This is a genomic window from Shewanella sediminis HAW-EB3, assembly GCF_000018025.1.
Classification (GTDB): Bacteria; Pseudomonadota; Gammaproteobacteria; order Enterobacterales; family Shewanellaceae; genus Shewanella; species Shewanella sediminis.
In genome coordinates this window covers 5,373,931-5,397,884 of sequence record NC_009831.1, presented here as the reverse complement: position 1 = coordinate 5,397,884, position 23,954 = coordinate 5,373,931, and the positions used below count along the sequence as shown (strand labels likewise).

Here is a 23,954-nt window from a genome sequence, read left to right as displayed (position 1 = left end):
CAGATAAGCTAGGAGAAATGCCGTTATGGCTACAATGAAATTTTTGTGTGATACCAAGCGCTGCATCGAGTGTAATGGTTGTGTCACCGCTTGTAAGAACGAAAACGACTCTGCTCTGGAATGGGGCATTCAACGTCGCCGCGTTGTGACTATCAATGATGGTCAACCTGGTGAAGCATCTATCTCAGTGGCTTGTATGCACTGTACCGATGCACCTTGTCAGGCAGTGTGTCCTGCGAACTGCTTCTACAAGACTGAAGACGGTTTAACGCTACACAACAAAGATACCTGTATCGGTTGTGGTTACTGCTTATACGCTTGCCCATTCGGCGCGCCTCAGTTCCCTAAGAAGGGTGCTTTTGGTAGCCGTGGCAAGATGGATAAGTGTACTTTCTGTGCCGGTGGTCCAGAAGAGAACCATTCAGATGCAGAGCGTCAGAAGTACGGTTCAAACCGTATCGCCGAAGGTAAACTTCCAATGTGTGCTGAGCTATGTGCGACTAAGTCGTTACTTGCGGGTGATGCTGAGATTGTCTCGTCAATCTACCGTGAGCGTGTTGCATACCGTGGCTCTAAAAATGCAATCTGGGGTTAATAGATCTGCTGCGCATTTCTATTGATGCCACTGCGTGGTGTTATTCAGATGCCAATGAGTCCATTTGGATGAAAGGGATCTGAATAGCGCTGTCAAGGTGGGCCTTTCTTAAACATTGAACATGATGATTAAGAAGAAACTACTTTGGTTTTTATCGCGTAAAATCCACGCCATGGTGACATGGTGTGGAAGATAAGGATGTAATATGAACAATTGGTTCAAACAGATTGGCTTAACTTTAGTGCTGATGTTTAGTGCTATTGGCCTAGCTCAAGCTGGCTCTTCACAAGGAGCTGAGCAGCCTGTCGCAACGGATGGCCAAATTTGGTCTCAGTTAAAAGCGGGTGCCACAGGTGTAACTACCTCTCATGGTGAGTTCCACAATCAGCCGATCAATACCTATGATCTACGTGTTTTAGAACTTCGTAGTGATCTGTTAGCGCCAGCATTAACGGCTGCGCTATTTGGTATGATCATCATCTTCGTCCTGTTTATCAAAGTGAATGGTATTTCTAAACTTCACGGTGGTTTCTCAGGCAAGCTGGTTTATCGCTGGTCTAAGTTTGATGTATCGATTCACTGGTTAGGTGCTATTCCTTGCCTGTTATTGATTCTGACGGGTCTCACTCTGTTGGCCGGACGTTTCTTCTTCCAGCCTTACATTAGTGAAGGCTTGTGGGCTGGATTTGTCTACGGCGCTAAGCAAGTGCATGACTTCATGGCTATCCCATTCATGCTGGGTTGGGCCTTGATGACCACGCTTTGGGCTAAAAACCAGTTGCCTAAGATGTATGACCTTAAGTGGATGATGGTGGTGGGTGGTTACATCAACTTCGGTCCATTCAAAGGTAAGCATCCGGATGCCGGTTTTGCTAACGCAGGAGAAAAACTCTGGTTCTGGGCCTTTGCTGTCTTTGGCCTGGTTATCTCAGCGTCTGGCATGTTGCTGCTATTCCCGAACTTGTTCGAGCCTAGCCGCACATTGAGCCTGATTGCACTCGTGCTTCACTCTGTCAGTGCCATCATCATTACTGCTTTCTCAATCGTCCATATCTTTATGGCAACGGTTATGTCTGAAGGTGGTATGGAGTGTATGGTTTCTGGATACTGTGATGAGACTTGGGCAAGCCAACACCACAATCTTTGGTTCGATGAGATCAAAGAGAACGGTTCGCTTAAGTATAAAGAGTAGGCTTTAGCTACGAGCGGTAAGCTTTAAGCTATAAGTGAAACACCTCGTTGGGTAACCAGCGGGGTGTTTTTGTTTTATGGTCTTTGGAAGGAGGCTAAAGGTAAGGTGCTTGAACGCTTGAGGTTCTAGCCGGAGTGGTAGGAGCGGCTTTAGCCGAGAATGTTTTAGGCAAGAACAGTTTTCATTCACTCAGTTTTGTTAATCACTAAAACATGACTTGCTTAACAAAAATCTCTAGATTTCCTTGTTAGGTGGCAGTAACTTATAACCAGTTCACGTTTTGGAACCTTCTCAAATGATACTTTTATACCTCAAAGTGGTTTTTTTATTTACCGGGTATCATTCGTAAATTTAGAGTGTTTTTCTTCAATTTTCTGACGCTACTCATAGATGGCTCAGGTAGGAATCTTTATGTCTTCAATTATTCAAACGGCTAGCAGTGAAATCATTAAACCTTATGAGGCTGATATCACTGTGCCCAACTGGATGCTTAGCTCTATGGAGCGAGTGATGCAGTTCTATGTGGATAAGAATCTACGACTGGATACTCAGTCTGCCGACATGATGCCTGCGCCGGTTGAAGGCAAGAAGTATATGCTCTATGCACATATTCCTTTCTGTCATACGCTCTGCTCGTTTTGTACTTTCCACCGTTTTATATTCAAAGAAGATAAGGCGCGAGCCTATTTCGTCTCCCTCAGAAAAGAGATGGATATGGTTAAGGCGCTCGGCTATGACTTCGAGTCTATGTACATCGGCGGTGGCACCACGACTGTGCTGGAAGATGAGCTTGCCCGCACTATTGAGCATGCCAAGACGCTATTTCCGAGTATTAAAGAGGTCTCCTGTGAGTCGGACCCTCAGCATCTGGATAGCCCCGGGTTTAAGCAGCTCGAAGGGTTAGTCGATCGTATGTCTATCGGTGTTCAAAGCTTTAATGATGACATTCTGGCAATGACCGACCGTATCGAGAAGTTTGGCTCGGGTCAGCAGACCTTCGATAAGATTATGGCGGCTAAGGAGCTGTTTCCGATCATTAACGTGGATCTGATCTTTGGTTTCCGCGGTCAAACCGATGAAGTGATTCAATATGATCTGGATATGGCAGCGAAACTCGACCCTCGTCAGATCACGACCTATCCTCTGATGATCACTCACCAGACCCGTAAGAGTGTGAAGGGTAAACTGGCCGCTCCTCAAGGTGATATGGCACGTCAGTATCGTCAAATTCTCAATAGCCTGAATGGGCAATACAACCAGCTTTCAGCCTGGGCGTTTGGTAAGACTAACAACGAAGGGTTCGATGAGTATGTTATCGATTATGATGAGTACTTAGGTGTTGGCTCCGGTTCATTCAGTTTCCTGGATGACACCCTATATGTGAACAACTTCTCACTGCGAAAGTATCAGGAGAATATCGCTGCAGGCCGCATGGGCGTCGAACAACAGAAGAACTACAGTAAGAAAGATGTGATGCAGTATCGCTTCCTGCTGGGTATGTTTTCCGGTCGCCTCTCACGTAAGTATTTCCGTGAGACCTTCGGAGTCAACTTAGACACGGCGCTGTTTAAAGAGATGACCTCGATGAAGGTGATAGGCGCAATTAAGAACGACCCGACCGATCCGGATAATCTAATCGTCACAGATAACGGTAAGATGATGGGCCTGTTGATGATGAAAGAGTTTTATTCAGGTATGGATAATGTGCGCGCTCAACTGCGTAAGCCACTGAAGCCCTGTGACATGTAATGAAAAGAAGCTGTAAGAGGTTAGCTTCGCAGGCTGTCAGGACGCTTAGCAATTAGAGTATGCTCCTGGATTTAAGACCGATCCACATCGAAAGGTTGAAGTTTTGCTTCAACCTTTTTTGTTATCTTACTTTTACCTTGTTCGCCTCTAATCAATACATTTCCTGGTTTTTATACCAAGAGGTTTGCTTTCGAGCTCCCTTAAGTCTCTTCTCTAAGCTAACTACTTCGTTGCGTATCTGCCTGATGAAGGGGTCATCGTAGTTGAGTCGTTCAAACTCCTGCAGACAGGCTTGATACCGCTTGAGTTTGCTCTCAGGAGAGCCTGCAAGCTCAAAATATTCTTCCAAATTAATTATTGAGTCCATTCAACAATCCTACATCCGTTGTGAAACTCTATATTAGCCATTTCAATTGAAGATTAGGAGGTAGTGGAAACTGATTGAATGAGTTGAGCCAATATCAATTTTCATTAAGTGTTTGAAAATTAGCTGCCTGCTCGTTTTCTCTTCGCTTCGTTAATCTTATTTAGTTGGTCATCTCTGGCAGGGTATTGAGAGATCTCTTACAAAAAGACGGGTTAACCTGACCGACTAATGGCTGGAAGGCTTCGTAAGGTCTTGTTGCTAAAATTTTCTTTTCAGGTAGTTTGGAAGCTTGATATACCCTTTGGAGTTGTAAATGAAACCACTGTTCCAGACTGAACGCATTATTTGCAGAGAGTTCGAGTCTGCCGATCTTGAGGCATTTGCCGAATATCGTGCACAGCCAGAGGTCGCGCGTTATCAGAGCTGGAGTGAGTACAGTTATCAGGATGCACAGGCTCTATATGACAATATGAAGAAAGTGCCCTTCGCTACTGTGGGTCATTGGTTTCAATTGGCGATTGTGACTAAAGGAGATAAAGATTCTCAACAGATGCTGGGGGATCTTGCCGTCCATTTTATCGATGGACAGCAGATTGAGATTGGTTTTACCTTTGCCCCGAATTCTCAGGGGCAAGGCTATGCATCTGAGGCTGTTTTAGGGCTGCTGGCTTATCTGTTCAGCGAATTAAAGCCCCATCGGGTTATTGCAACTACAGACTGTGACAATGTTCCTTCATGGTTATTGCTCGAGCGAGTAGGGCTTCGTCGAGAGGCACATTTTATTGAAAATGTTTTCTTCAAAGGTGGCTGGGGCAGCGAGTTTCAGTATGCCATGCTAGCCTCAGAATGGAGAACGGGGCTTGGTGGCTAGTGAGCTAACACTCTTTTCTACTATTTGGGAATATGCGTCAGACCTGTATTCCTTTACCATCATTAGATGATATCTATTTTCTGGAGCCTCAATGGCTAATATCCTTCTGGTTGCTAACTTGAATTGTGATCGAATCTTAGAGCTCGATAAGCCTCTGCAGACGGGCGGGCGATTTCACTATCAAGATGGAGGACAAAGGTTGGGTGGCGGTGGAGCTAATACCGGACTGGGCTTGGTGTGGGCACAACATAGAGTTGCATTAGTAAGCCAGGTCGGTCGCGATAAGATTGGTGATTGGTTACTTGCCGAAGCAAGTACTCAGGGGATCGATTGTCACCTTATTCAGCGCCATGAAGAGAGCAGCTGTGAGATGTTATTGGTGATGACTCCCGATGGTGAGCGAACCATTATTCGTCCACAAAGGCCTATCTTTGAGCTGCCGGCCCCTCCCGTTTGGGATCAATGGGATGCCGTATACTTTAATTCGTCGGCAGAAGGTTCGGTGAGCTGGGCTAAAACGGCGTTGAATCATTGTTTAGTTCTGGCACAACTTGCTAAGGATGAGCGTCTCAGACCCTGCCATATTTTGATCGCTTCTAAGACCGACATGCTGGGACGAAGTGAACTTTCTAATTGGGAGTATGGAAAGAGTATTGCCGGTGAGTCGCTAAAATATTTTATAGTGACCGATGGAGCCGATGGTGCGTATTTATATACTCAGGATGGATGCCAAACTGTCCCGGCGGTGACATCTGACGTGGTCGATACAACCGGGGCGGGAGATGCCTACGCTTCCGGACTTATCCATGGGTTAGCGACAGGTCTAACAATTATCGATTCGATGAATGAGGGGGCGACCTGGGCCGCATTTGCCGTTGCAACGGCTAGTTCCATTCCCGGGGCCGCACTGAAACAGTACCTGAATGGGTAGGCTCAGGCTATTGGCTTAATGCTATAACTTTGCTTAGCAGAGAAGGGCACCTGTCATAAATTTATCACTTCCCGGTCATTTGCCTGTGACATCCGCCCTTTATTGTTTGCGATATGGATTCCCCTAATGGTGTCCTTTCATAGTTTTTAGCTGTTTTTCATCTATTTGCCCCGCTCCTCAAACGGGGCATTTTTTTATCCGATTAACTTATCGCTTTCATGTCCTGACTCATTTACGACTATGCTTAAATTCGATGCCATAGATTCGGTATTTAGTGGGTGACATGCCATGTGGAAGATAAGCAATAGGATAATTGTAGATGGGTAAGACAATTTGGAATGATAAGAGAAAATTTGTCTGGATCCTTTCCGTTCTGCTCTTTGGTGCTTTCATCGCGACCAGCGGGATCAGTTATCAGGTTGCGCATAGCTCCCTGAGTGCGCAAATTGAAGAAAATACCTTACCCCTGACCAGTGACAATATCTATTCGGAAATTCAACAAGACCTGTTGCAACCCATATTCATCTCTTCTCTGATGGCACAAGATACTTTTGTTCGTGATTGGGCGATTAATAAAGAGCAAGGTCCCGAGAAGCTGATCCATTATCTTAGAGAAATTCAAGACAAGTACGATACCGTGACCAGCTTTTTCGTATCTGAAAAAACCAGAAATTACTATCACTCTTCAGGCGTCCTGAAACAGATTAAAGATATTGATCCTGAAGATGCGTGGTATTTCCGGGTTCGGTCACTCGCCAGCTCAGAACTTTACGAAATTAATATAGGTCCCGGTTCCACTGATGCCAAGCAGACTGTCGTGTATGTGAATTATAAAGTCTTTGATTTTGAAGGCGGATTTATTGGTATTACCGGGGTAGGTCTTGCAGTAGAGAGAGTGAGAACCTTGATTGAGCGATACGAGAAACGGTACAACAGGCATGTCTATTTTGTCGATCGAGAGGGGCATATAACCCTTCATGGTGAGGCATTTTCCGGGGGGAAGACAATACAGGATACAGAGGGGGTGGATAAGTTAGCGACACGAATTTTGACCAGTCCGAGTGCGTCACTGACCTATATGAGGGATGGTAAAACGGTCTATCTCAATAGCCGTTTCGTCCCTGAGTTTAAATGGTACCTGATGGTTGAACAGGAGGAGGTCGATAGTGAGAAGAAATTATTAACCACCTTTTGGGCGAATCTTGCCATCAGCTTTATTGTGACTATCGGTATTTTAATGGTCGCAAACTTAACCTTGGGGCGTTACCAGAGAAAACTGGAGTTTATGGCTTCGACAGATAAACTGACGGGGGTTGCCAATCGGCAAATATTCGAAGAGTATTTTGCAAAGGCGATGGCCGAGGCCGATGAGAGCGAGACTCCGGTTTCAATTATATTGCTCGATATCGATCTCTTTAAGAGGGTGAATGACACTTATGGCCACAACATAGGTGACTTGGTGATTAAAACGGTGAGCAGCGTATTGAAAAACCAGCTAAGAGAGAAGGATGTGGTTTGTCGCTGGGGAGGAGAAGAGTTTCTGCTTTTGCTACCCAACCTGGAGTTAAGCCACGCCGTCGACGTCGCTGAGCGGATCCGGGGAAAGATTGCCAAGCGAAAGATCAGAGTCAATGAGCATGAGATCTGTGTGACTGTGAGTTCGGGCGTTGCGGAATATAATCACACCGAAAAACCCAATGAGTTGATAAATCGTGCCGATGTTGCTCTTTACCAGGCAAAAGAGTTGGGACGTGATCAGGTGGTTCTCTCCCATTGAGTGGGGTGCACTCTGCTCCGCAGCCTATCTATTCAATATTAGAATGATGGGTCATAAGAGTCTTGTTGAAAACGACTCTTGCCGTGAAAGATTCTGCACCATTTTGCTCTTTTAGCTTACCGATATAGATCTGATTATATTTATCCTGAGCAATGGATACATCGGTAGAGGTATATATATTTTCTGCGCTATCTAACGAGCTCATTTCAAATTTTTTCGAATCAAACACTCTGGAATCAAATTGGCCTTCATAGACGCTCAATTGGCTCGTCGGCTGCCCCTTCGCATGATTGAAACCCATCACTACGATTCCATTTTCGTAGCTCACAATGAGCGCCGTGTGAGTGATATCTATGAGGTGAATCGGGTGGCTATGGTTCTTGAAATTGAGAGCTAAAGCTTGCCGCCTATGATGATACTCTTCGAGGCTGTTACCTATATCATCCGGCGCAATCAGGTGCGGCGCTATCAGAGGAGCTTGTGCTTCCTTGTTGCTAAGCGCTGCGGCGATTAGCATTGTGGTGAGAAATATAGATTTCATATGGCCTCCTGCATTGAAAGGTTATTATGTGAGCAGTAGGAGAGCTAAACCAGAATGAGTATGTATGAGTTTGTATGCCAACAGATATAGACCGAATTTGCCTGTCAGGAAAAAGTAGGGTGCAAGTAGGTTTTAATGGCGACACATTAACTGAGTGATGGAGGAGACCTGTGCATGTTTATAGCCTTCATAATGGTAGCTTGATATTAAAACAGGCTCCGCCCATATTGCTGTCAGAGATATAGATGCGGCCCTTGTGCTGCTTTATTATCTGCTTAGTGATCGCTAAACCCAGTCCATGTCCGCCGCTTTGCCTGTCTCTCGACCTGTCCAGGCGTACGAAGGGATCAAAAATGGTTACTCTGTCTTTAACGGGAATATTCGGGCCGTCATTTTCAATCGTAATGTGAAGTTCTTCCGGGCTTGCCTGCAGTGATATTCTCACCTCAGAGTTCGCATATTTATAGCCATTACGGATGACATTCCCCAGTGCGCGCTGCAGTGCTCTCACCGATACCGGGGCGATGCAGTTATCTCTGACATCTAGTGTGAGCTTAGCCTCGGTTTCAAATTGAAGGTGGTTAAGCTGCTTCTCAAGCAGGTTCCCTATGTCGGTCGGTTCCAGTGCTAAGCTGGTATCCAGGCGTTCCAGTTTAGAGAAGTGCAGTAGCTCTTCGACCATGCTGTTGAGTTCATTCAGATCCGATTGGATCCCTTCCAGATGAGGCATTTGGTCTGGGCGCACCTTTGAATCATCGAGCATATCCAGATTACATTGAATGCGGAAAATGGGGGTTCTGAACTCGTGTGCAACCGCGTTAGTCAGGTTTCGGTTACTACTGATAAGTTGTGAAATTCGGTCGGCCATAATATTGAAAGTTTGATTTAGTTTACCCACGTTATGGAACATCTTAGTCGATGCCCTGGCGGTAAAGTCACCATCGGCGAAGGCGATATAGGTTTTCTCCAACCGACGTAACCTTCTGGCGAGAAAGAAGAGCACGATAAAAGTGATGATAGCGAGTGCCGTACAGATCTCAATTAGTGTAAGCCACTCCTTATCACTTATCTGCTGCATAAAAGGAGAGCTCATATCAGAAGCTATACGATAGATTTTCTGCTTATCGCCAAAGGTGAAGTAGGCAATATTCTCCTCGGCATCTTCGATAAAAAAATTCCTCTCTAAGAGGTGAGATCTTATCACTGCACTGATTTCAGAACTTGTTGTTTCATATGTATCCAGGGTTAAGTGCATCTTCTCCGTGAACTTTTTAAATGAATGCTCGGCTTGGGCTTGGCCTTTGAGTTCGGCTATCTTTGTCAGTAGACCTGCGGTTGCCGAGATGTCATTGCCGAATGAAATTTCTTCAATCTCATCGGTAGAAAAAAGCTCAAACTGATCCATCGCTATCATGGCGATAAAAAAGGTGATTAAGATGATTCCATAAGATAATAGAAACAGTCGCTTCATCGGTTTTCCTAACGATTAATAGATCTTGATACCATTACCAACGGTCCGGTACAAACAGATAGCCCTTAGCCCGTACAGTGATGATTTTCCTGGGAAGGGCGGGGTTATCGCCGAGTTTCTTGCGTAATACCACTATCTTGTTGTCTATGGTGCGATCTATGCCATCGTATTCGATACCACGAATCGTCTTGACTAAGAAGTCACGGGATAACACCTCGTCGGCATGGGTCGCGAGTAACCACAACAGATCGAACTCACTGCTGGTGAGCTTGGCATCGAGCTTTGCCAGGCGACACTGTTTACGCTGATTATCCAGATAGAGCTCACCAAATGTGAGCTCTTTAGATATTGGCTTCGGACTATCGGCATGACGCCTGAGTAGCATGCGTAGTCTGGCGAGAAGTACCCTGGGTTGCACTGGCTTGACGACAAAGTCATCGGCGCCCATTTCGAGTGCGGCGACCTGATCCATATCGTCTTCACTGGCGGTTAGAAAGAGCAGCTTGCCACTGTATTGAGGTTGGATTTGACGACAAATAGTAAATCCATCCACATTCGGCAGCATAAGGTCGAGGATCACAATATCAGGCTGTTTATCAATGATGGTGGCGACGGCATCGGCACCATCATTGACGCAAGTGACCCGAATATTTTGTCTCTCCAGATAACATGAAAGCAGTTCACTGATCTTCTCATCATCTTCAACGAGTACGGCGGTTATATTGTTCATCTCTTCCGGGGGCTGCTGCGATATCTTTGGCAAATTTAGCACTCCTTGTCGGTATCCGACAGAATTATTGTCAGTAAATTGGGCTATAGGTACCAAATCTTCAAACTAGCTATCGAATTTAATCTTGTTAAGAATGTAGCGTGTATCGTAAACCCGTGAAGTTTTTTCTGTTTTCTCGGTTAATCCGGTGACTTCGACGATGACAGAAGTTTCATTTTCGATATTCCCTAAACTATATAACCAATCATCGCCCTTAAAGCCGACACCACCACTGGCTACCGTGTCTTTGTTGTTTTGCTCACTGCTGAGAACAAAGTAAGGATAGTTGGCGCCATCGGCTAATTCGGCTGCTTTTCGCAGCATATATTTTCTGGCAAGTGCACGATCGGTATGAGTGTTACCGACAAAGCCGATTTGCCAGCTATCTTCGGCTATCTGGGTGATATCGAAGCCCTTGCCGAAACTCCAGAACGATTTTTGGGTATCGTAGGAGGTAGCGCAGCCGGAAACGGATAAAATAACGAATGTGCAGATCGCAATGCGGCGAATAAAGTTCATAATCTAGCCTTAAGTAAGCGGGTTGTTTAATATTGGTGCCATTATCTTTGTTGGTTCAGATGATAAACAGACTCACTTTGTATGGATATGTCTGTTCATTGTTAGGGCGCACGAAGCCATTGGTCGAATTTTTGTTTATTTTTATTCAATAATAATGGGGAGAATTAGATGTCGAAAGGTGTACTCGTAAACCGGTTATCTGGACTGTATCTGGGCAGTGAGACCCGTCTTGAGTCTGGAATTCCCAGTGGCATAGATCAAAAAATCACAGCTACCGAGTTAGATGTCAGCGTTGAGACTGTATTAGGGGATGCTCAGGCCGACCCTCGTCACCACGGCGGGCCGGATCGTGTGTTACATCATTTTCCCCGTGAGCATTACGGGCAATATCGTCGCTGGGATATGATGGCTCAGTTTAAAGATGCCCCTGCGATGGGAGAGAACATCAGCACTGTTGGTTTGAATGAGAGTCAGGTCTATATCGGTGATATTATCGCTATTGGAGATGTTGAGCTGCAGGTGACTCAACCCAGATCGCCATGTTTCAAGCTAAATCAACAGTTTGGTCATAAAGAGTTTGCTTATGCGATGCAGACCAGCGGTCTGTGTGGCTGGTTCTATCGTGTGCTTAAGCCCGGTCAAATACATATTGATAATGGCGTATCATTGATCGAGCGCCGCAGTGACATCAGCGTTAGGGAAGCGATGACTCTCTATTTTGCACCAGAGTTTGATGCTCGCGCCTATGACAGGCTGTCTTCCTGTGAAGGCCTTGCTGCCTCTTGGGTTAATAGCTTACAAAGAAGATTAGACACTCAAAAAATTGAGGACTGGCAGATGCGCCTGTTTGGTCCGAAATCAGGTTAATCGTATTCAGTCCAAATTGATTCAGGGAGAAGAAAGGTGACAGATCAAGCACAAGCGTTGACGCAAGATGAGAAGAACATGGGAATCGTGGTTCACGTCGCCAGTTTTGCCGGCTACATAATACCGTTTGGAAGCGTACTCGGCCCCTTGATCGTCTGGCTGATGCAACGGGATGAGATTCAGTTTGTTGATGAGTGTGGACGTAATTGCCTCAACTTTAAGATCAGCATGATGATCTATGTGATGATTAGTGTTGTACTGATGTTTGTGGGTATAGGCTTTATTCTGGTTGGATTTTTGGCTGTGTTCGATATTGTGGTGACTATCATAGCGGCGATGAAGGCCAGTGAGGGGATATGTTACAAGTACCCTATGACCATCAAGTTTATCAAACCGCGAAGCTAGCCTCTGTTTCCGGGGATTGAACCCCGGAAAGTTAGCAAACTAGTCTATGGTTTTTTAGAGCAAAAATAACGTTAGTGTCGATTAGGCCTAAGGCCATTTTCCAGCACCGCGTCATCTTTGCTCTTTGAGCCGTTATACCTTAAAGCCCGCCACTAAGGTATCCAAGCGGTTGGCTAGCTGATTGAGGGATTGGCTCGCTTGAGCAACAGCTTCAGAGGTGTCAGCAGTTCTTTGTGTAATGTCACTGATCTCGGTGACATTACGGTTGATATCTTCAACCACGGTTGACTGTTCTTCAGTCGCTGCAGCCACCTGAATGTTCATGTCTGTAATCTGACCAATTTGCTCACTGATCCCCGATAGCGACTGACTCGCCTCATCGACGGCTGTGACACCTTCAATCGAGCGAGAACGACTCTGCGTCATGGCATCGACAGCTCTGCTGGCCTCAGACTGCAACTTATCGATCATGATCTGCACTTCGTTGGTCGACTCTGCTGTGCGCGAGGCAAGGTTACGAACTTCATCGGCAACGACGGCAAATCCACGTCCGGCTTCACCTGCTCGTGCCGCTTCGATTGCAGCATTCAGCGCGAGTAAGTTGGTCTGCTCAGATACGGCGCGGATAACATCTAAAATACCGCCAATCGACTTAGTATGAGTCGCTAAAGATTCAATGACCTCTCCGACTTGCTCTACATCATTCGACAGCTGGTTGATGGTATCGCGAGCACGTGTGACGACAACCTGACCTGTATTGGATTCGGTATCGGCATTTTTTGCGGTATCGGCGGCCTGAGCAGCATTACCGGCGATTTCGTTAACCGTTGCTCCCATCTCATTGATGGCGGTAACCACCATCATGGTCTGATCTTTCTGTAATTGACTATCGGATAGGGTTTGCTGTGCCTGATTGGCGACATCTTTAGCCGATAGGCTTAATTGCTCACTGGTTTCGGCTACTTCAATAATTGAGGCTTGGATTTTACTGATGAAGCTGTTAAATCCTTTTGCGAGCTGAGTGAGTTCATCATTACCTTCGACGGGCAGGCGTTGACGCAAGTCGCCTTCACCTTCACCAATATTTTGCAGCATAGAGGCAACGACGGATATGGGGCGACTGACTGAGCCGGCAACAAAAGTGGCCAATACGATAAAGCCTGCGGCAATCAGCAGTGTCCAGATTAAGATCTTGTAGGCAGACTCTTCAAGCAGGGCAAAAACCTCACCTTCGGGTACCTGTGCAATCAAATACCAATTCATCGATGGGATATAACTACTGGCGACGAGCATAGTCTCACCATCGACTTCGGTTTTCAGTAAACTGAAGTCGCTGCGATTAAGCAGGCTATTGGTGTTGCTGTCTCGGTAGAAGCTATTGAGATCGGCATTGCCGATTTTAGACGTATCCTGATGCAGTTTTACCTGGCCTTTAGCGTCGACGAGATAAACAAAGCCCGTCTCTTCAATTTTAAAGGAGGCGAGTAACCTGACCATGTCATCGAGTGACTTCGCCAATCCGACTAAGCCACGGCCATTAGGTTGTTGATAGTTTATGAACAACTTCACATCGCCATTGGCTTCGGTAAAGACATTGAGCATGCGCTCCGTGCCACTGTTTTTATAATCGAAGAACCAGCCATCTTGAGATGGAGTGAGTTCACGCAAGAAACCGTCCTGAGTATAATAGGCGGCAGTTTCGCGATCTGCGAATGATGCTTGTGCTAAACCATACTGCTGGGTGATATCTTTAAGCTGGTTGGTGACTAAGCTTTCACTTTCTGCTGGTCGTCCATCTTCTAACCATTGGATTAACATGCGGCTATTTGCAAGTTGCTCGGCGGCATTCATTAAGGTTGAAATATCGAGTTCAACCTTGTTGCGGATCTGCTGTAGCATGTTTGGCATCTCAGAGCCTAACATTCTCTGTTCAACAATCTCCTTCGCACTGCGCTGACTGAGCACTCCAACCAGAATAGTGGATAACAACACGGCGAGCGTCACCGTAAGCAATATCTTTTGTTTAATTGTGAGCATATTAAATTTCATAGTTAGCAACCTGCTTATTTTTGAACCGATGGGACTTCGGTTACCAAAGTCATGGAGCCTGTGATCTGGTAATAAAAAATAGGTAATCCTAAACAGTATTATCGAACCGTTCAGATATTAGTTTAGTAGGATGTTGGATTTTTTTTCTGAAAGAAAAATTAGCGTTTGCTTGTTTTGTAACGCTTTTATTAGAGAAGAGAAGTATGGTTATTTTTTGACTCGATTGCAATGCTTTATTTGGGGGCGTAGTAGAAAAGCGCGCACTAATGTGCGCGCTTTTATTTGTCTCTTATCTAACTACATATTCGGGTAGTTTGGTCCACCGCCACCTTCAGGGGTGACCCAGGTGATATTTTGGCTGGGATCTTTGATATCGCAGGTTTTACAGTGAATGCAGTTTTGAGCATTGATCACGAACTTGCTTTCACCTTCCTCTTCAATAACTTCATAAACCCCGGCAGGACAATAGCGCTGAGCGGGTTCATCAAACTTAACTAAGTTCACGTCGATAGGAATGCGTGCATCCTTGAGTCGAAGATGACATAGCTGATCTTCTTCGTGGAAGGTATTTGACAGGTAAACCGAAGAGAGCTTATCGAAACTCAGCTTTCCGTCAGGTTTGGGGTAATCGATCTTACTATAGCTGTTTATGTCTGCCATTTGAGTATGATCGGGTTTCTCATCCCTTAAGGTGATAGGGAACTTGCCACCAAACCAGTTTTGGTCAATATAGTTGAAGGCGCCACCGAGGTAGGTACCAAATTTATGCATTGCCGGGCCGAAGTTACGTGACTTATATAACTCATCCTGTAACCAGCTCTCTGTGAACCTGTCATTGAAACAGTCGAGATCTTTACCACCCTCTACCCCAGCCAGAAGCGCCTGTGCGATTGTTTCAGCCGCCAACATGCCGCTTTTCATTGCTGTATGAGTACCTTTGACCTTAGCAAAGTTTAAGGTACCGGCATTACAACCAATAATAAGTCCTCCAGGGAAGCTCATCTTAGGTAGGGAGTTTAAGCCACCTTTAGTGATGGCACGTGCACCATAGCTTAAGCGCTCGCCGCCGGTCAGGTATTTCGAGATGACCGGGTGAGTCTTATAACGCTGGAACTCATCGAATGGACTCAGGTGTGGGTTTTGGTAATTCAGATCGACAATAAGACCCACTGCGATTTGATTATCTTCGAGGTGATAGAGGTAACCACCACCGGACGCGCCTTCGGTTAACGGCCAGCCGCCGGTATGAACCACCTTGCCTTGCTCATGTTGTTCGCTGGGAACTTTCCAGATCTCTTTAAAGCCTAAGCCGTAGTGCTGTGGCGTCTTGCCATTATCTAAGTGATACTTCTCGATGAGTAGCTTGCCTAAATGGCCGCGGCAACCTTCACTGAAGACAGTATATTTTGCGTGAAGCTCCATACCTGGCTCAAAGCTATCTTTAGGCTCTCCATCGGCACCGATGCCCATATCGCCTATCAAGATACCTTTTACACTGCCATCTTCATTAAAGAGCAGTTCACTTGCCGGAAAGCCCGGAAATATTTCGACGCCAAGCTCTTCGGCGCGTTCGGCGAGCCAGCGTGCCAGGTTGCCTACGCTAATAATGTAGTTACCTTCATTATGCATCGTTTTTGGCAGAAGAGAGTGAGGCATGGCGCGTGAAGCGGTCGCCGAGCCTAACATATGGATCTCATCAGATTTGACGGCTGTGTGAAGTGGTGCGCCTTTTTCATGCCAGTCGGGGAATAGCTCACTCAGCACTTTGGGCTCAAATACCGCGCCTGAAAGAATATGAGCTCCAACCTCTGAGCCTTTCTCTACAACACAGACAGTAATTTCCTGGCCACTGTCTTTCGATACCTGCATTAGTCGACACGCTGTAGCCAGTCCGGCGGGGCCGGCTCCAACGATGACGACATCGAACTCCATCGATTCGCGTTCCATCACTTCACCTCTAGTCGGTCACTTCTCCCCGTTAAACGGGTGTTTTAATCAGTCCCTCCACCATACCGCAAAAATGAGCAATGGCACAGAGTTTAAACAGTGATTCCCGTCTGTCTGATACTAATTATGTATGTGAGGGGTGTCACAAAATGTTAACGCCTGATTGATCTTGAGCAAGGAATACAGCATTTCCGCTATGGATTGAATTTGAAATAGGTCTATAATCAGCCCTGACGGTTCTCCGAGCTTTTTGTCCTACGTCAACAGATACGGACGCTAAGCCGTGGCAATAACGCCACCGGGGTGTGAACAGAAATGCTCTCACCTCCCCTTACTTGGAAAGGTGATCATGTCTCAACTACAAGACAAATTTGGTCGAAGATTTCACTATTTACGAATGTCTGTTACCGACGTTTGTAATTTCAAATGCACTTATTGCCTCCCCGATGGTTATCGTCCCGATGGACGTTCAAAATTTCTTGCGCTAAGCGAAATAGAAAATCTGGTCGCCGCTTTTTCAGAAGTCGGTACTCAGAAGATCCGTATCACAGGTGGTGAACCCACCCTGCGTAAAGATTTTACCGACATCATTCGAGCGGTTGCCGATAACGACAAGATTAAGACCATTGCGACGACAACCAATGGCTACCGTTTAGAGAAACACGCTAAAGAGTGGTATGACGCAGGATTGAGACGGATTAACGTTTCGGTCGATAGTCTCGATCCTAAGATGTTTTATCAGATCACAGGTGAGAATAAGTTCGATGAAGTGATGCGTGGGATTGATGCTGCACTCGAGGCAGGTTTCGAGCGGGTGAAAATCAATGCCGTACTACTTAAAGGATTTAACGATAAAGATCTGCCGCGTTTTCTGCATTGGATTAAACATACCCCGATAGATTTGCGTTTTATCGAGTTGATGGAAACGGGTCTCGGGCGCGATTACTTTCAAGCACACCACTTGGCCGGGGCCGATATAAAGTCGCAACTCGTCGAACAGGGCTGGAGCTATGATCAGCCTGCTGCCGATGATGGTCCTGCTCAGAATTTTAGTCATGAGGATCATAAAGGCCGCATCGGCTTGATCATGCCTTATGAGAAAAACTTCTGTGCCAGCTGTAACCGTTTGCGGGTCTCTGCAAACGGAAAACTCCACTTATGTCTGTTTACAGAAAATGGTGTCGATCTCAGAGATCTGCTTCAACATGAGAGCCAAAGGGCTGAGCTTGTTGAGCGTCTTCATGGACAACTCGCACAGAAAAGTGAGACCCATTTCCTTCACGACGGCATCACAGGTGTGACTCAGCATTTAGCTTCCATCGGCGGCTAGTCGATGAAAGGGGAGGCAAACTTATACTCTGATATAGGTGTCTCCCCAAAATGATTCTGTGTTTCACATCTATCGGTAGTTAATCACTTCATGAGCTGCTTCAAGTACTTGATGCAGGGTAGTGAGTATAATTTCGTCGTTAAACATAGAGTTACTATCAACTACAGGTTAAGAGATTAATTTATGGGACACTGCACTAATACCCAATTTGTACCATTAAACATCGCTGTGCTTACCTTGTCAGATTCCCGTGACTTTAGCCGGGATACCTCTGGACAGTTTCTTGAAGATAACCTGATCGAGGCTGGTCACACACTTGTCGACCGTAAGTTGATAAAGGATGATAAATACGAGATCCGCTCGGTGTTGTCTCAATGGATAGCTTCGGACGAGGTGCAGGTCATTATCACTACCGGCGGGACCGGATTTACCGTGCGTGATAATACTCCTGAAGCGGTCAAGCCCCTGTTCGATAGGGAGATAGAGGGCTTTGGAGAGCTGTTTCGCCATGTTACCTATACCGAATTAGGCACATCGACGGTGCAGTCGAGAGCGCTGGGTGGTTTTGCTAACCAGACCGCTATTTTTTGCCTGCCTGGTTCGACCGGAGCTTGTCGTACCGGATGGACAAAAATAATCAAAGAACAGTTAGATGCAACACATAGACCCTGTAATTTTGTGATGCATGTGAAAAAAATATCGGGTTAAGTCGTAGTCCCGGTATTACTAAGTAGTGATACCGGGTGAGTTTTCTATTTGAATTGCGTTAATGTAAAAGGTCAAAACTGATGTCGAATGAATTTACTCATATCAACGCCGATGGCAATGCACATATGGTTGATGTGACCGAAAAAGCGGTAACCGAGAGAGAAGCCAGAGCCGAAGCCTATATCGAAATGGCGGCGGATACCCTGGAGATGATCATGAGCGGCAGCCATCACAAGGGTGATGTGTTTGCAACGGCTCGTATTGCAGGCATTCAGGCTGCAAAGAAGACCTCGGATCTTATTCCACTGTGTCATCCATTGATGTTGACTAAGGTAGAGGTTGAACTAGAGGCTCAACCTGAATTTAACCGCGTGCGTATCACCAGCTTGTGTAAGCTTTCGGGTAAGACAGGTGTCGAGATGGAGGCATTAACGGCCGCGTCTGTTGCGGCGTTGACTATCTACGACATGTGCAAAGCGGTTCAGAAAGATATGGTGATCTCACAGACACGTCTGTTAGAGAAGCGTGGCGGTAAGTCTGGTCATTTTAAGGTATAGAGAATAGTTATGATAAACGTATTATTTTTTGCGCAGGTGAGAGAGTTGTTGGGCGAAAGTGGTCTTCAGGTCGAAGCGACAGATGAATTGAGCTCTGCAGAGACTCTGCGCGCGGCACTCGCTGCCAAAGATGAAAAATGGGGCCGGGTGTTAGCCTCTGATAAGCTGCTTGTTGCCGTAAACCAAACCATCAGTAGTTGGGATACGCCGGTACAAGATGGCGATGAAGTTGCCTTTTTTCCGCCTGTTACCGGGGGGTGATCATGTCTTCAAACTTGAATAAGGTTTTGGTACAAACTGAAGACTTTAGTGTGCCTGAAGAGTACGCCCTGATTGCCGATGATAACAGTGATGGAGCCGTGGTCACTTTCGTTGGTAAGGTCAGAGATTTTAATGACGGCAGCGTGGTTACCGACCTGACGTTGGAGCATTATCCTGGCATGACAGAAGCTGTATTAAACCAGATTGCTGTCGAAGCGCGTGAGCGTTGGCCTTTGAATAATGTGACCATTATTCATCGTGTCGGTACTATGGCACTGGGTGAGCAGATTGTGTTTATCGGTGTGACCAGTGCTCACCGTAAAGCGGCATTTGCAGCTTGTGAGTTCTTGATAGACTTTCTTAAAACCAAGGCACCCTTCTGGAAGCTGGAAGCCGGTGAAAGTGGTAAGAGCTGGGTCGAAGCGAAAGACGCCGATGAGCAAGCGGCTAAGATGTGGGATAAGTAAAAGTTAACCAATTTATCTTCGGGGTTTGGCATATTTCGGGAAGGAAGTGATGAGGAAGTTGAAAGGGCTGGTTGCGCTTTGTGTTGCAAGTTTACTCTTGTGTTCGGGTATTGTGAGTGTGCAAGCTGCGGATCGTGATGTCCCTGCGATTGCGGCGGCATCTAATATTAAGTTTGCTCTCGATGAAATTGCCAAACAGTTCACCAAAGATACCGGTGAAAAAGTAAGGATCTCTTACGGTTCTTCCGGTAATTTTGTGGCTCAGATTAAACATGGCGCTCCCTTTCAGATGTTTATGTCGGCCGATGAAAAATATACCGATCAGTTAGCCCTGTCTGGGGCGACAGTCGATGAAGGTGTGCTTTATGCGATTGGACGATTAGCCCTTGCGGCACCGAAAAGTTCTCCGTTGAAGTTAGACCCGGAGCTCAGTGGCCTTAAGTCTCTGTTGAAAGCCGGTCAGCTGCAACGATTTGCCATCGCTAATCCGGACCATGCCCCATATGGTGAGCGTGCGCGCGAGTTGCTGCAGAATATGGGTCTTTGGGAATCTATTGAGCCTCAGCTTATCTATGGTGAGAATGTCTCGCAAGCGGCTCAGTTTGCCGTCAGTGGCTCGACCCAAGGTGGTATTATTGCGCTCTCTTTAGCAATAGCCCCTCAATTTCAAAAGATGGGTCACTACCAGGCACTACCAGCCGAACTGCATGCTCCCTTATATCAACGTATGGTGCTCACTAAAAAAGCGGGTACAACGGCTAAGGCATTCTACGCCTACCTTCAAACTGAGACTGCTCGTCAGATATTTATCGAGTTTGGGTTTGGTTTGCCTGACTCGTCGACCCATACTGAGTCGGGTAATTAACGGATGGATTGGGAAGCGCTCTGGTTATCGATTAAGCTGAGTAGTGTCACAGTACTTATTTTGATCCCTTTCGCCATCTTGCTTAGCCGCTATCTGGCGTATCATCACTTTACCGGTAAGTCGTGGGTTGAAGCCTTGATCATGGTGCCATTGGTGCTGCCGCCCACAGTGATCGGATACTATTTGCTGGTGGGGCTTGGCAGTCAGTCCTGGCTTGGACGGCTGCTGGAAGAGCTATTAGGCCATCAGCTGGTCTTTCATTTTTCCGGCTTGGTCGTTGCCTCTATTTTGGTCAATATTCCCTTCGCGGTTCAGCCTATACAACGTGCCTTCGAGGCGGTGCCTGAAGATGTCCGGGATGCCGCAGCATGCTGCGGGATGAGTCGAATGAAGGTGCTTTTTAAGATTGAGCTCCCTATGGTATGGCCCGGTGTGTTGACCGCTTTGGTGCTGTGCTTCTCCCATGTCTTAGGCGAATTTGGCGTCGTCCTGATGATGGGCGGCAATATTGCCGGAGAAACTAAGACCATCGCCATCTCCATCTATGACAGTGTTCAGGCATTCGATTTTGCCAGTGCCGGACAGATGTCTCTGGTGTTACTCGTTTTTGCTGTAACCGTATTGGCATTTACCACCAGTTTGTCCAGAAGTATGGGAGCGGCACATGTCTCAAGACGTCGGTGATCTTTATTGTCGTATCAGACAAGATAAGCAGATCAGGCTCGATGCCGAATTTACCTGTAAGGCCGGCGAGGTCATGGCGGTTGTTGGCCCTTCCGGTGGCGGTAAATCGACCCTGCTTCGAATGATTGCCGGCTTAAATCAACCTGAGTCGGGTGAGATCCGCTACGGAGATATCTCCTGGTTTAAAGGTGATGCCAAGGTTAACCTGACCCCTCAACAGCGTCATCTGGGTTATGTGCCTCAACATTTTGGTCTGTTTCCTAATTTAACCGCGCTCGAGAATGTGGTTGCCGCACTGGATCATATTCCTAAGTCTGAGCGGATCCCCCGTGCTAAAGAGTGGCTGGAGAGGGTGAACCTTCATGGCTTACCCGATCGTTTACCTGCCAACCTGTCCGGCGGACAGAGGCAGAGAGTGGCATTGGCCAGAGCGCTTGCTCGGGAGCCGTCGGTTCTCTTGTTGGATGAGCCATTTTCTGCCGTGGACAGAGAGACCCGTGAGCGTCTCTATCTCGAGCTGGCCAGATTGAAAGAACAACTCTCTATTCCCGTTGTCATGGTGACTCACGATCTTAATGAGGCGTTACTGCTTGCCGATAATATGATTTTGATAAGTCAGGGGAAGATGTTGCAGCAGGGGATACCTCAGGAGGTATTGACTCGTCCTCGTAATGAAGCGGTTGCCAAGCAGATGGGGTTGCGTAATCTCTTCGATGCTCATGTGATTGCTCAGGAAGAGGAGCGCCAGATCACCTGGTTGAAGTTTGGCGAACACCTGATCGCCAGCACCTACTTCGACAGCTTAGCCGTCGGGACTAAGGTGCGTTGGGTGATCCCAAATCACGGCATACGATTTAACTCGATTAAACAGGGCAGGCTATGTCGAAGTTTCAACAAGTTAGATATCACCATAGACTCGATGTTGACTATGGGAGAAACCGTCAGAATCGTCGCAAGCGTTAAGGGAGTGCGCCATCAGATTAATGCCGAGGTGCCGCTGCATCTGGCATTAAAGCTTGAGTTGGCAGAGGGGGTTAATACAACCGTTGCCTTAAAATCTGAGCTTATTCATATTCTGGAGCCGCAATAGGCCACGATTTTCAGGCTATAGATGGTAACCAATATTTTCGGCTCCCATTTATGATCAAACATTAATCTGATTTCCATCTCTCCTTTACGGTTAAACGCATAAGATTAGCCTTAACTTAAAAGGAGAACTCAAAATGTCTAAAAAATTAACCGGCTCCATCATCTTATCTTGTGTATTAACCCTGCCAGCATTTGCTGCCTATAACGGTCCGGGAGTTAATAGCCATGCAAAAACGGCGGCCGAAGCCGGTAAAGCGAAAGATGACACTCCAGTAGAGCTGACGGGACATCTGGTTAAAAGCTTAGGCGATGAAAAGTACCTTTTCCGGGATACGACCGGCGATATTGAGGTCGAGATTGATGATGCGCTTTGGCGTGATATCGAAGTCTCCAGCGATACAACTGTGACGCTCAGAGGCGAGGTCGATGATGAGTGGCAAGGTATCGAGATCGAAATTGACAGTATCGACCTGATTAACGAATCGGGTGTTTAGCCATTGAGTCATCCTATAGAGTCTGTAATCATTAAAACTGCATCGACTCGGATAGGCTCAGTTGAAGTAAAATTGGCAGTAGAATTATCTGAACGGTAACGGTTTTTTCTTTATTGATATAAGATGAAACGTGTATAAATGATAACGGAGGAGCGATGGCTCGTTGGCTAGTTAGTTTAGTTCTTTTTTCAAGTACCGGTTTTTCTGGCGCATGTCTGGCTGGAGCCTCTGTATTGGAACTGCTCTCAGATGGGCAAAATATCTCTCCGCAAACGTTTATGCTACAAGTCGAGAAAGACTACCCCGGTGTAATAAGCGAATTTGAAATAGATGTTGAGAAGGGTGAGCTAATCTATGAGATTAGCGTTATAGACACCAGTGCTGAAACCATCACCGAATTTGAGTTCAGAGCCAAAGATGGCCGACTGATCCATCAACGGGTCGAGTCTCTTGAAGCCGATGATAAAGATGAGCTTAAAGCTGTGAGTGTGATGGAAGATGAGTCGTTAACTTTTAGTTATCTGGTAAAACAGGCGATGGTAGACAGCCAAGCGCACATTGTGGAAGCCCAACTGGATCACGACCTTAATATCAGTTACCTGGAGTTAAAACTGTTAGATGGAAACGGTAAGAGTAAGATTGCATTCGATATTAAAACTCAACGTCCTCTACCAATGCTTAAATGGAACTAGGTTACCTGTATGAAAATTTTACTTGTAGAAGATGATGCAACCACCATCGAATATGTGGTTAAAGGCTTTATGGAGCAGGGGCATAACATCGAGACCGCAAGTGATGGTCATCAGGGCTTGCTCCTCGCGACGAGTATGAAGTATGACCTGGTGATATTAGACCGTATGCTACCTCAACTTGACGGATTAAAGCTGCTTGCTGCACTCAGGGCAACAGGTAGTCAGACACCGGTATTGATCCTTTCGGCGCTAAGCCATGTCGATGAGCGTGTAAAAGGCTTGAGAGCGGGTGGCGATGACTATATGACTAAGCCCTTTGCCTTCTCTGAGTTGCTTGTTCGCGCCGAAAAACTGATGCAGAGAGGCTTTTCTCAGCCTGCCGATACCGAGCTGTCCGTGGGAAACCTGGTGATGGAGTTGCTTACCCGTAAAGTGACCTTAGACGGTACCGAGCTTATGCTGCAACCTAAAGAGTTTCAACTGTTAAAGTACTTGATGGAACACCCAAACCAAGTTATTAGCCGCACACTGTTATTCGAAGCCGTGTGGGATTACCATTTTGATCCCCGTACCAATGTGATTGATGTTCATATCGCTAAGCTCAGACGCAAATTTGAAGAGCTGGGATTTGGTGAGTTGATTGAAACCGTTCGAGGTGCAGGTTATCGCCTCCGCCAAGGGAATTAAGCCTTATCAGAGTAGTGCCTGGCGCATTACCATTATCTTCTCGGCTCTTGTTACCTTAATCATAGGTACC

The 23,954-nt window shown here is 46.4% G+C and carries 26 protein-coding genes and 1 riboswitch; of the genes, 19 read left to right on the top strand and 7 right to left on the bottom strand.

Translation table 11 applies throughout. The annotated features are described in order from the left end of the window. Positions 1-25 precede the first annotated feature (25 nt). From fdh3B to SSED_RS23040, 3 genes are all read left to right on the top strand, one after another. Positions 26-595 (top strand): formate dehydrogenase FDH3 subunit beta, encoded by a 570-nt coding sequence (gene fdh3B, locus SSED_RS23050; protein ID WP_012144745.1) that lies wholly within the window; start codon positions 26-28, stop codon positions 593-595. A gap of 205 nt (positions 596-800) precedes the next feature. Further along, positions 801-1,787 carry a formate dehydrogenase subunit gamma gene (locus SSED_RS23045; RefSeq protein ID WP_012144744.1) on the top strand — a complete coding sequence of 329 codons (987 nt, stop codon included), beginning with the start codon at positions 801-803 and terminating at the stop codon, positions 1,785-1,787. Between the two features lie 411 nt (positions 1,788-2,198). Next, positions 2,199-3,536, top strand: coding sequence for a coproporphyrinogen III oxidase family protein (locus tag SSED_RS23040; RefSeq protein ID WP_012144743.1), 1,338 nt, complete (start codon positions 2,199-2,201; stop codon positions 3,534-3,536). 151 nt (positions 3,537-3,687) lie between these two features. Here SSED_RS23040 and SSED_RS23035 read toward each other — a convergent pair whose 3' ends face one another. Then, positions 3,688-3,903, bottom strand: coding sequence for a hypothetical protein (locus SSED_RS23035; protein ID WP_041421877.1), 216 nt, complete (start codon positions 3,901-3,903; stop codon positions 3,688-3,690). Positions 3,904-4,216: 313 nt separating this feature from the next. Here SSED_RS23035 and SSED_RS23030 point away from each other — a divergent pair, with 313 nt between their 5' ends. The 3 genes from SSED_RS23030 (at position 4,217) to SSED_RS23020 (ending at position 7,482) form a co-directional block, all read left to right on the top strand. Further along, complete coding sequence (locus SSED_RS23030) at positions 4,217-4,774, top strand: GNAT family N-acetyltransferase (RefSeq protein WP_012144742.1); 558 nt, start codon at positions 4,217-4,219, stop codon at positions 4,772-4,774. Positions 4,775-4,865: 91 nt separating this feature from the next. Beyond that, on the top strand, positions 4,866-5,705 hold the full coding sequence (locus tag SSED_RS23025) for a PfkB family carbohydrate kinase (protein WP_012144741.1): 840 nt from the start codon (positions 4,866-4,868) through the stop codon (positions 5,703-5,705). Between the two features lie 319 nt (positions 5,706-6,024). Further along, positions 6,025-7,482 carry a sensor domain-containing diguanylate cyclase gene (locus SSED_RS23020; RefSeq protein WP_012144740.1) on the top strand — a complete coding sequence of 486 codons (1,458 nt, stop codon included), beginning with the start codon at positions 6,025-6,027 and terminating at the stop codon, positions 7,480-7,482. Between the two features lie 28 nt (positions 7,483-7,510). On the opposite strand, the gene SSED_RS23015 is transcribed toward SSED_RS23020, so the two are convergent. The 4 genes from SSED_RS23015 to SSED_RS23000 form a co-directional block, all read right to left on the bottom strand. Then, positions 7,511-8,023 (bottom strand): hypothetical protein, encoded by a 513-nt coding sequence (locus SSED_RS23015; RefSeq protein WP_012144739.1) that lies wholly within the window; start codon positions 8,021-8,023, stop codon positions 7,511-7,513. A gap of 187 nt (positions 8,024-8,210) precedes the next feature. Further along, positions 8,211-9,494: an ATP-binding protein gene (locus tag SSED_RS23010; RefSeq protein WP_012144738.1), complete on the bottom strand. Its 1,284-nt coding sequence runs from the start codon at positions 9,492-9,494 to the stop codon at positions 8,211-8,213. Between the two features lie 34 nt (positions 9,495-9,528). Continuing rightward, a complete protein-coding gene (locus SSED_RS23005; protein WP_012144737.1) occupies positions 9,529-10,257 on the bottom strand; it encodes a response regulator in 729 nt (242 codons plus the stop codon). Between the two features lie 72 nt (positions 10,258-10,329). Next, positions 10,330-10,782 carry a CC0125/CC1285 family lipoprotein gene (locus tag SSED_RS23000; protein WP_012144736.1) on the bottom strand — a complete coding sequence of 151 codons (453 nt, stop codon included), beginning with the start codon at positions 10,780-10,782 and terminating at the stop codon, positions 10,330-10,332. A 168-nt stretch (positions 10,783-10,950) separates the two neighbouring features. Here SSED_RS23000 and SSED_RS22995 point away from each other — a divergent pair, with 168 nt between their 5' ends. Further along, positions 10,951-11,649: an MOSC domain-containing protein gene (locus tag SSED_RS22995; protein WP_012144735.1), complete on the top strand. Its 699-nt coding sequence runs from the start codon at positions 10,951-10,953 to the stop codon at positions 11,647-11,649. Positions 11,650-11,727: 78 nt separating this feature from the next. After that, a complete protein-coding gene (locus SSED_RS22990) occupies positions 11,728-12,054 on the top strand; it encodes a DUF4870 domain-containing protein (RefSeq protein ID WP_041422408.1) in 327 nt (108 codons plus the stop codon). Positions 12,055-12,186: 132 nt separating this feature from the next. On the opposite strand, the gene SSED_RS22985 is transcribed toward SSED_RS22990, so the two are convergent. Then, complete coding sequence (locus tag SSED_RS22985; protein WP_012144733.1) at positions 12,187-14,103, bottom strand: methyl-accepting chemotaxis protein; 1,917 nt, start codon at positions 14,101-14,103, stop codon at positions 12,187-12,189. Between the two features lie 297 nt (positions 14,104-14,400). Beyond that, a complete protein-coding gene (locus SSED_RS22980) occupies positions 14,401-16,050 on the bottom strand; it encodes an electron transfer flavoprotein-ubiquinone oxidoreductase (protein ID WP_012144732.1) in 1,650 nt (549 codons plus the stop codon). 227 nt (positions 16,051-16,277) lie between these two features. After that, positions 16,278-16,412: riboswitch (molybdenum cofactor riboswitch) on the top strand. Between SSED_RS22980 and moaA the strand changes: the two genes are divergently transcribed. The 11 genes from moaA (at position 16,400) to SSED_RS22925 (ending at position 23,884) form a co-directional block, all read left to right on the top strand. After that, on the top strand, positions 16,400-17,380 hold the full coding sequence (gene moaA, locus SSED_RS22975) for a GTP 3',8-cyclase MoaA (protein ID WP_012144731.1): 981 nt from the start codon (positions 16,400-16,402) through the stop codon (positions 17,378-17,380). Its footprint overlaps the riboswitch before it by 13 nt. A 183-nt stretch (positions 17,381-17,563) precedes the next feature. Further along, positions 17,564-18,088, top strand: coding sequence for a molybdenum cofactor biosynthesis protein B (gene moaB / locus SSED_RS22970; RefSeq protein WP_012144730.1), 525 nt, complete (start codon positions 17,564-17,566; stop codon positions 18,086-18,088). A gap of 80 nt (positions 18,089-18,168) precedes the next feature. Continuing rightward, positions 18,169-18,645 carry a cyclic pyranopterin monophosphate synthase MoaC gene (moaC, locus tag SSED_RS22965; protein WP_012144729.1) on the top strand — a complete coding sequence of 159 codons (477 nt, stop codon included), beginning with the start codon at positions 18,169-18,171 and terminating at the stop codon, positions 18,643-18,645. Between the two features lie 9 nt (positions 18,646-18,654). Beyond that, positions 18,655-18,906: a molybdopterin synthase sulfur carrier subunit gene (moaD, locus tag SSED_RS22960; RefSeq protein WP_012144728.1), complete on the top strand. Its 252-nt coding sequence runs from the start codon at positions 18,655-18,657 to the stop codon at positions 18,904-18,906. Between the two features lie 2 nt (positions 18,907-18,908). Then, positions 18,909-19,373 carry a molybdopterin synthase catalytic subunit MoaE gene (gene moaE, locus SSED_RS22955; RefSeq protein WP_012144727.1) on the top strand — a complete coding sequence of 155 codons (465 nt, stop codon included), beginning with the start codon at positions 18,909-18,911 and terminating at the stop codon, positions 19,371-19,373. Positions 19,374-19,422: 49 nt separating this feature from the next. Beyond that, a complete protein-coding gene (modA, locus tag SSED_RS22950; protein ID WP_012144726.1) occupies positions 19,423-20,238 on the top strand; it encodes a molybdate ABC transporter substrate-binding protein in 816 nt (271 codons plus the stop codon). A gap of 3 nt (positions 20,239-20,241) precedes the next feature. Further along, positions 20,242-20,922, top strand: a complete 681-nt coding sequence (gene modB / locus SSED_RS22945; RefSeq protein ID WP_012144725.1) for a molybdate ABC transporter permease subunit — start codon at positions 20,242-20,244, stop codon at positions 20,920-20,922. Continuing rightward, positions 20,903-22,012 carry an ABC transporter ATP-binding protein gene (locus SSED_RS22940; RefSeq protein WP_012144724.1) on the top strand — a complete coding sequence of 370 codons (1,110 nt, stop codon included), beginning with the start codon at positions 20,903-20,905 and terminating at the stop codon, positions 22,010-22,012. Before modB ends, SSED_RS22940 begins: the two co-directional genes overlap by 20 nt. A 133-nt stretch (positions 22,013-22,145) precedes the next feature. After that, positions 22,146-22,505 (top strand): NirD/YgiW/YdeI family stress tolerance protein, encoded by a 360-nt coding sequence (locus tag SSED_RS22935; protein WP_012144723.1) that lies wholly within the window; start codon positions 22,146-22,148, stop codon positions 22,503-22,505. Between the two features lie 155 nt (positions 22,506-22,660). Then, positions 22,661-23,197, top strand: coding sequence for a PepSY domain-containing protein (locus tag SSED_RS22930; RefSeq protein WP_012144722.1), 537 nt, complete (start codon positions 22,661-22,663; stop codon positions 23,195-23,197). Positions 23,198-23,206: 9 nt separating this feature from the next. Next, positions 23,207-23,884: a response regulator transcription factor gene (locus SSED_RS22925; RefSeq protein ID WP_012144721.1), complete on the top strand. Its 678-nt coding sequence runs from the start codon at positions 23,207-23,209 to the stop codon at positions 23,882-23,884. The last annotated feature ends 70 nt before the right edge of the window (positions 23,885-23,954 follow it).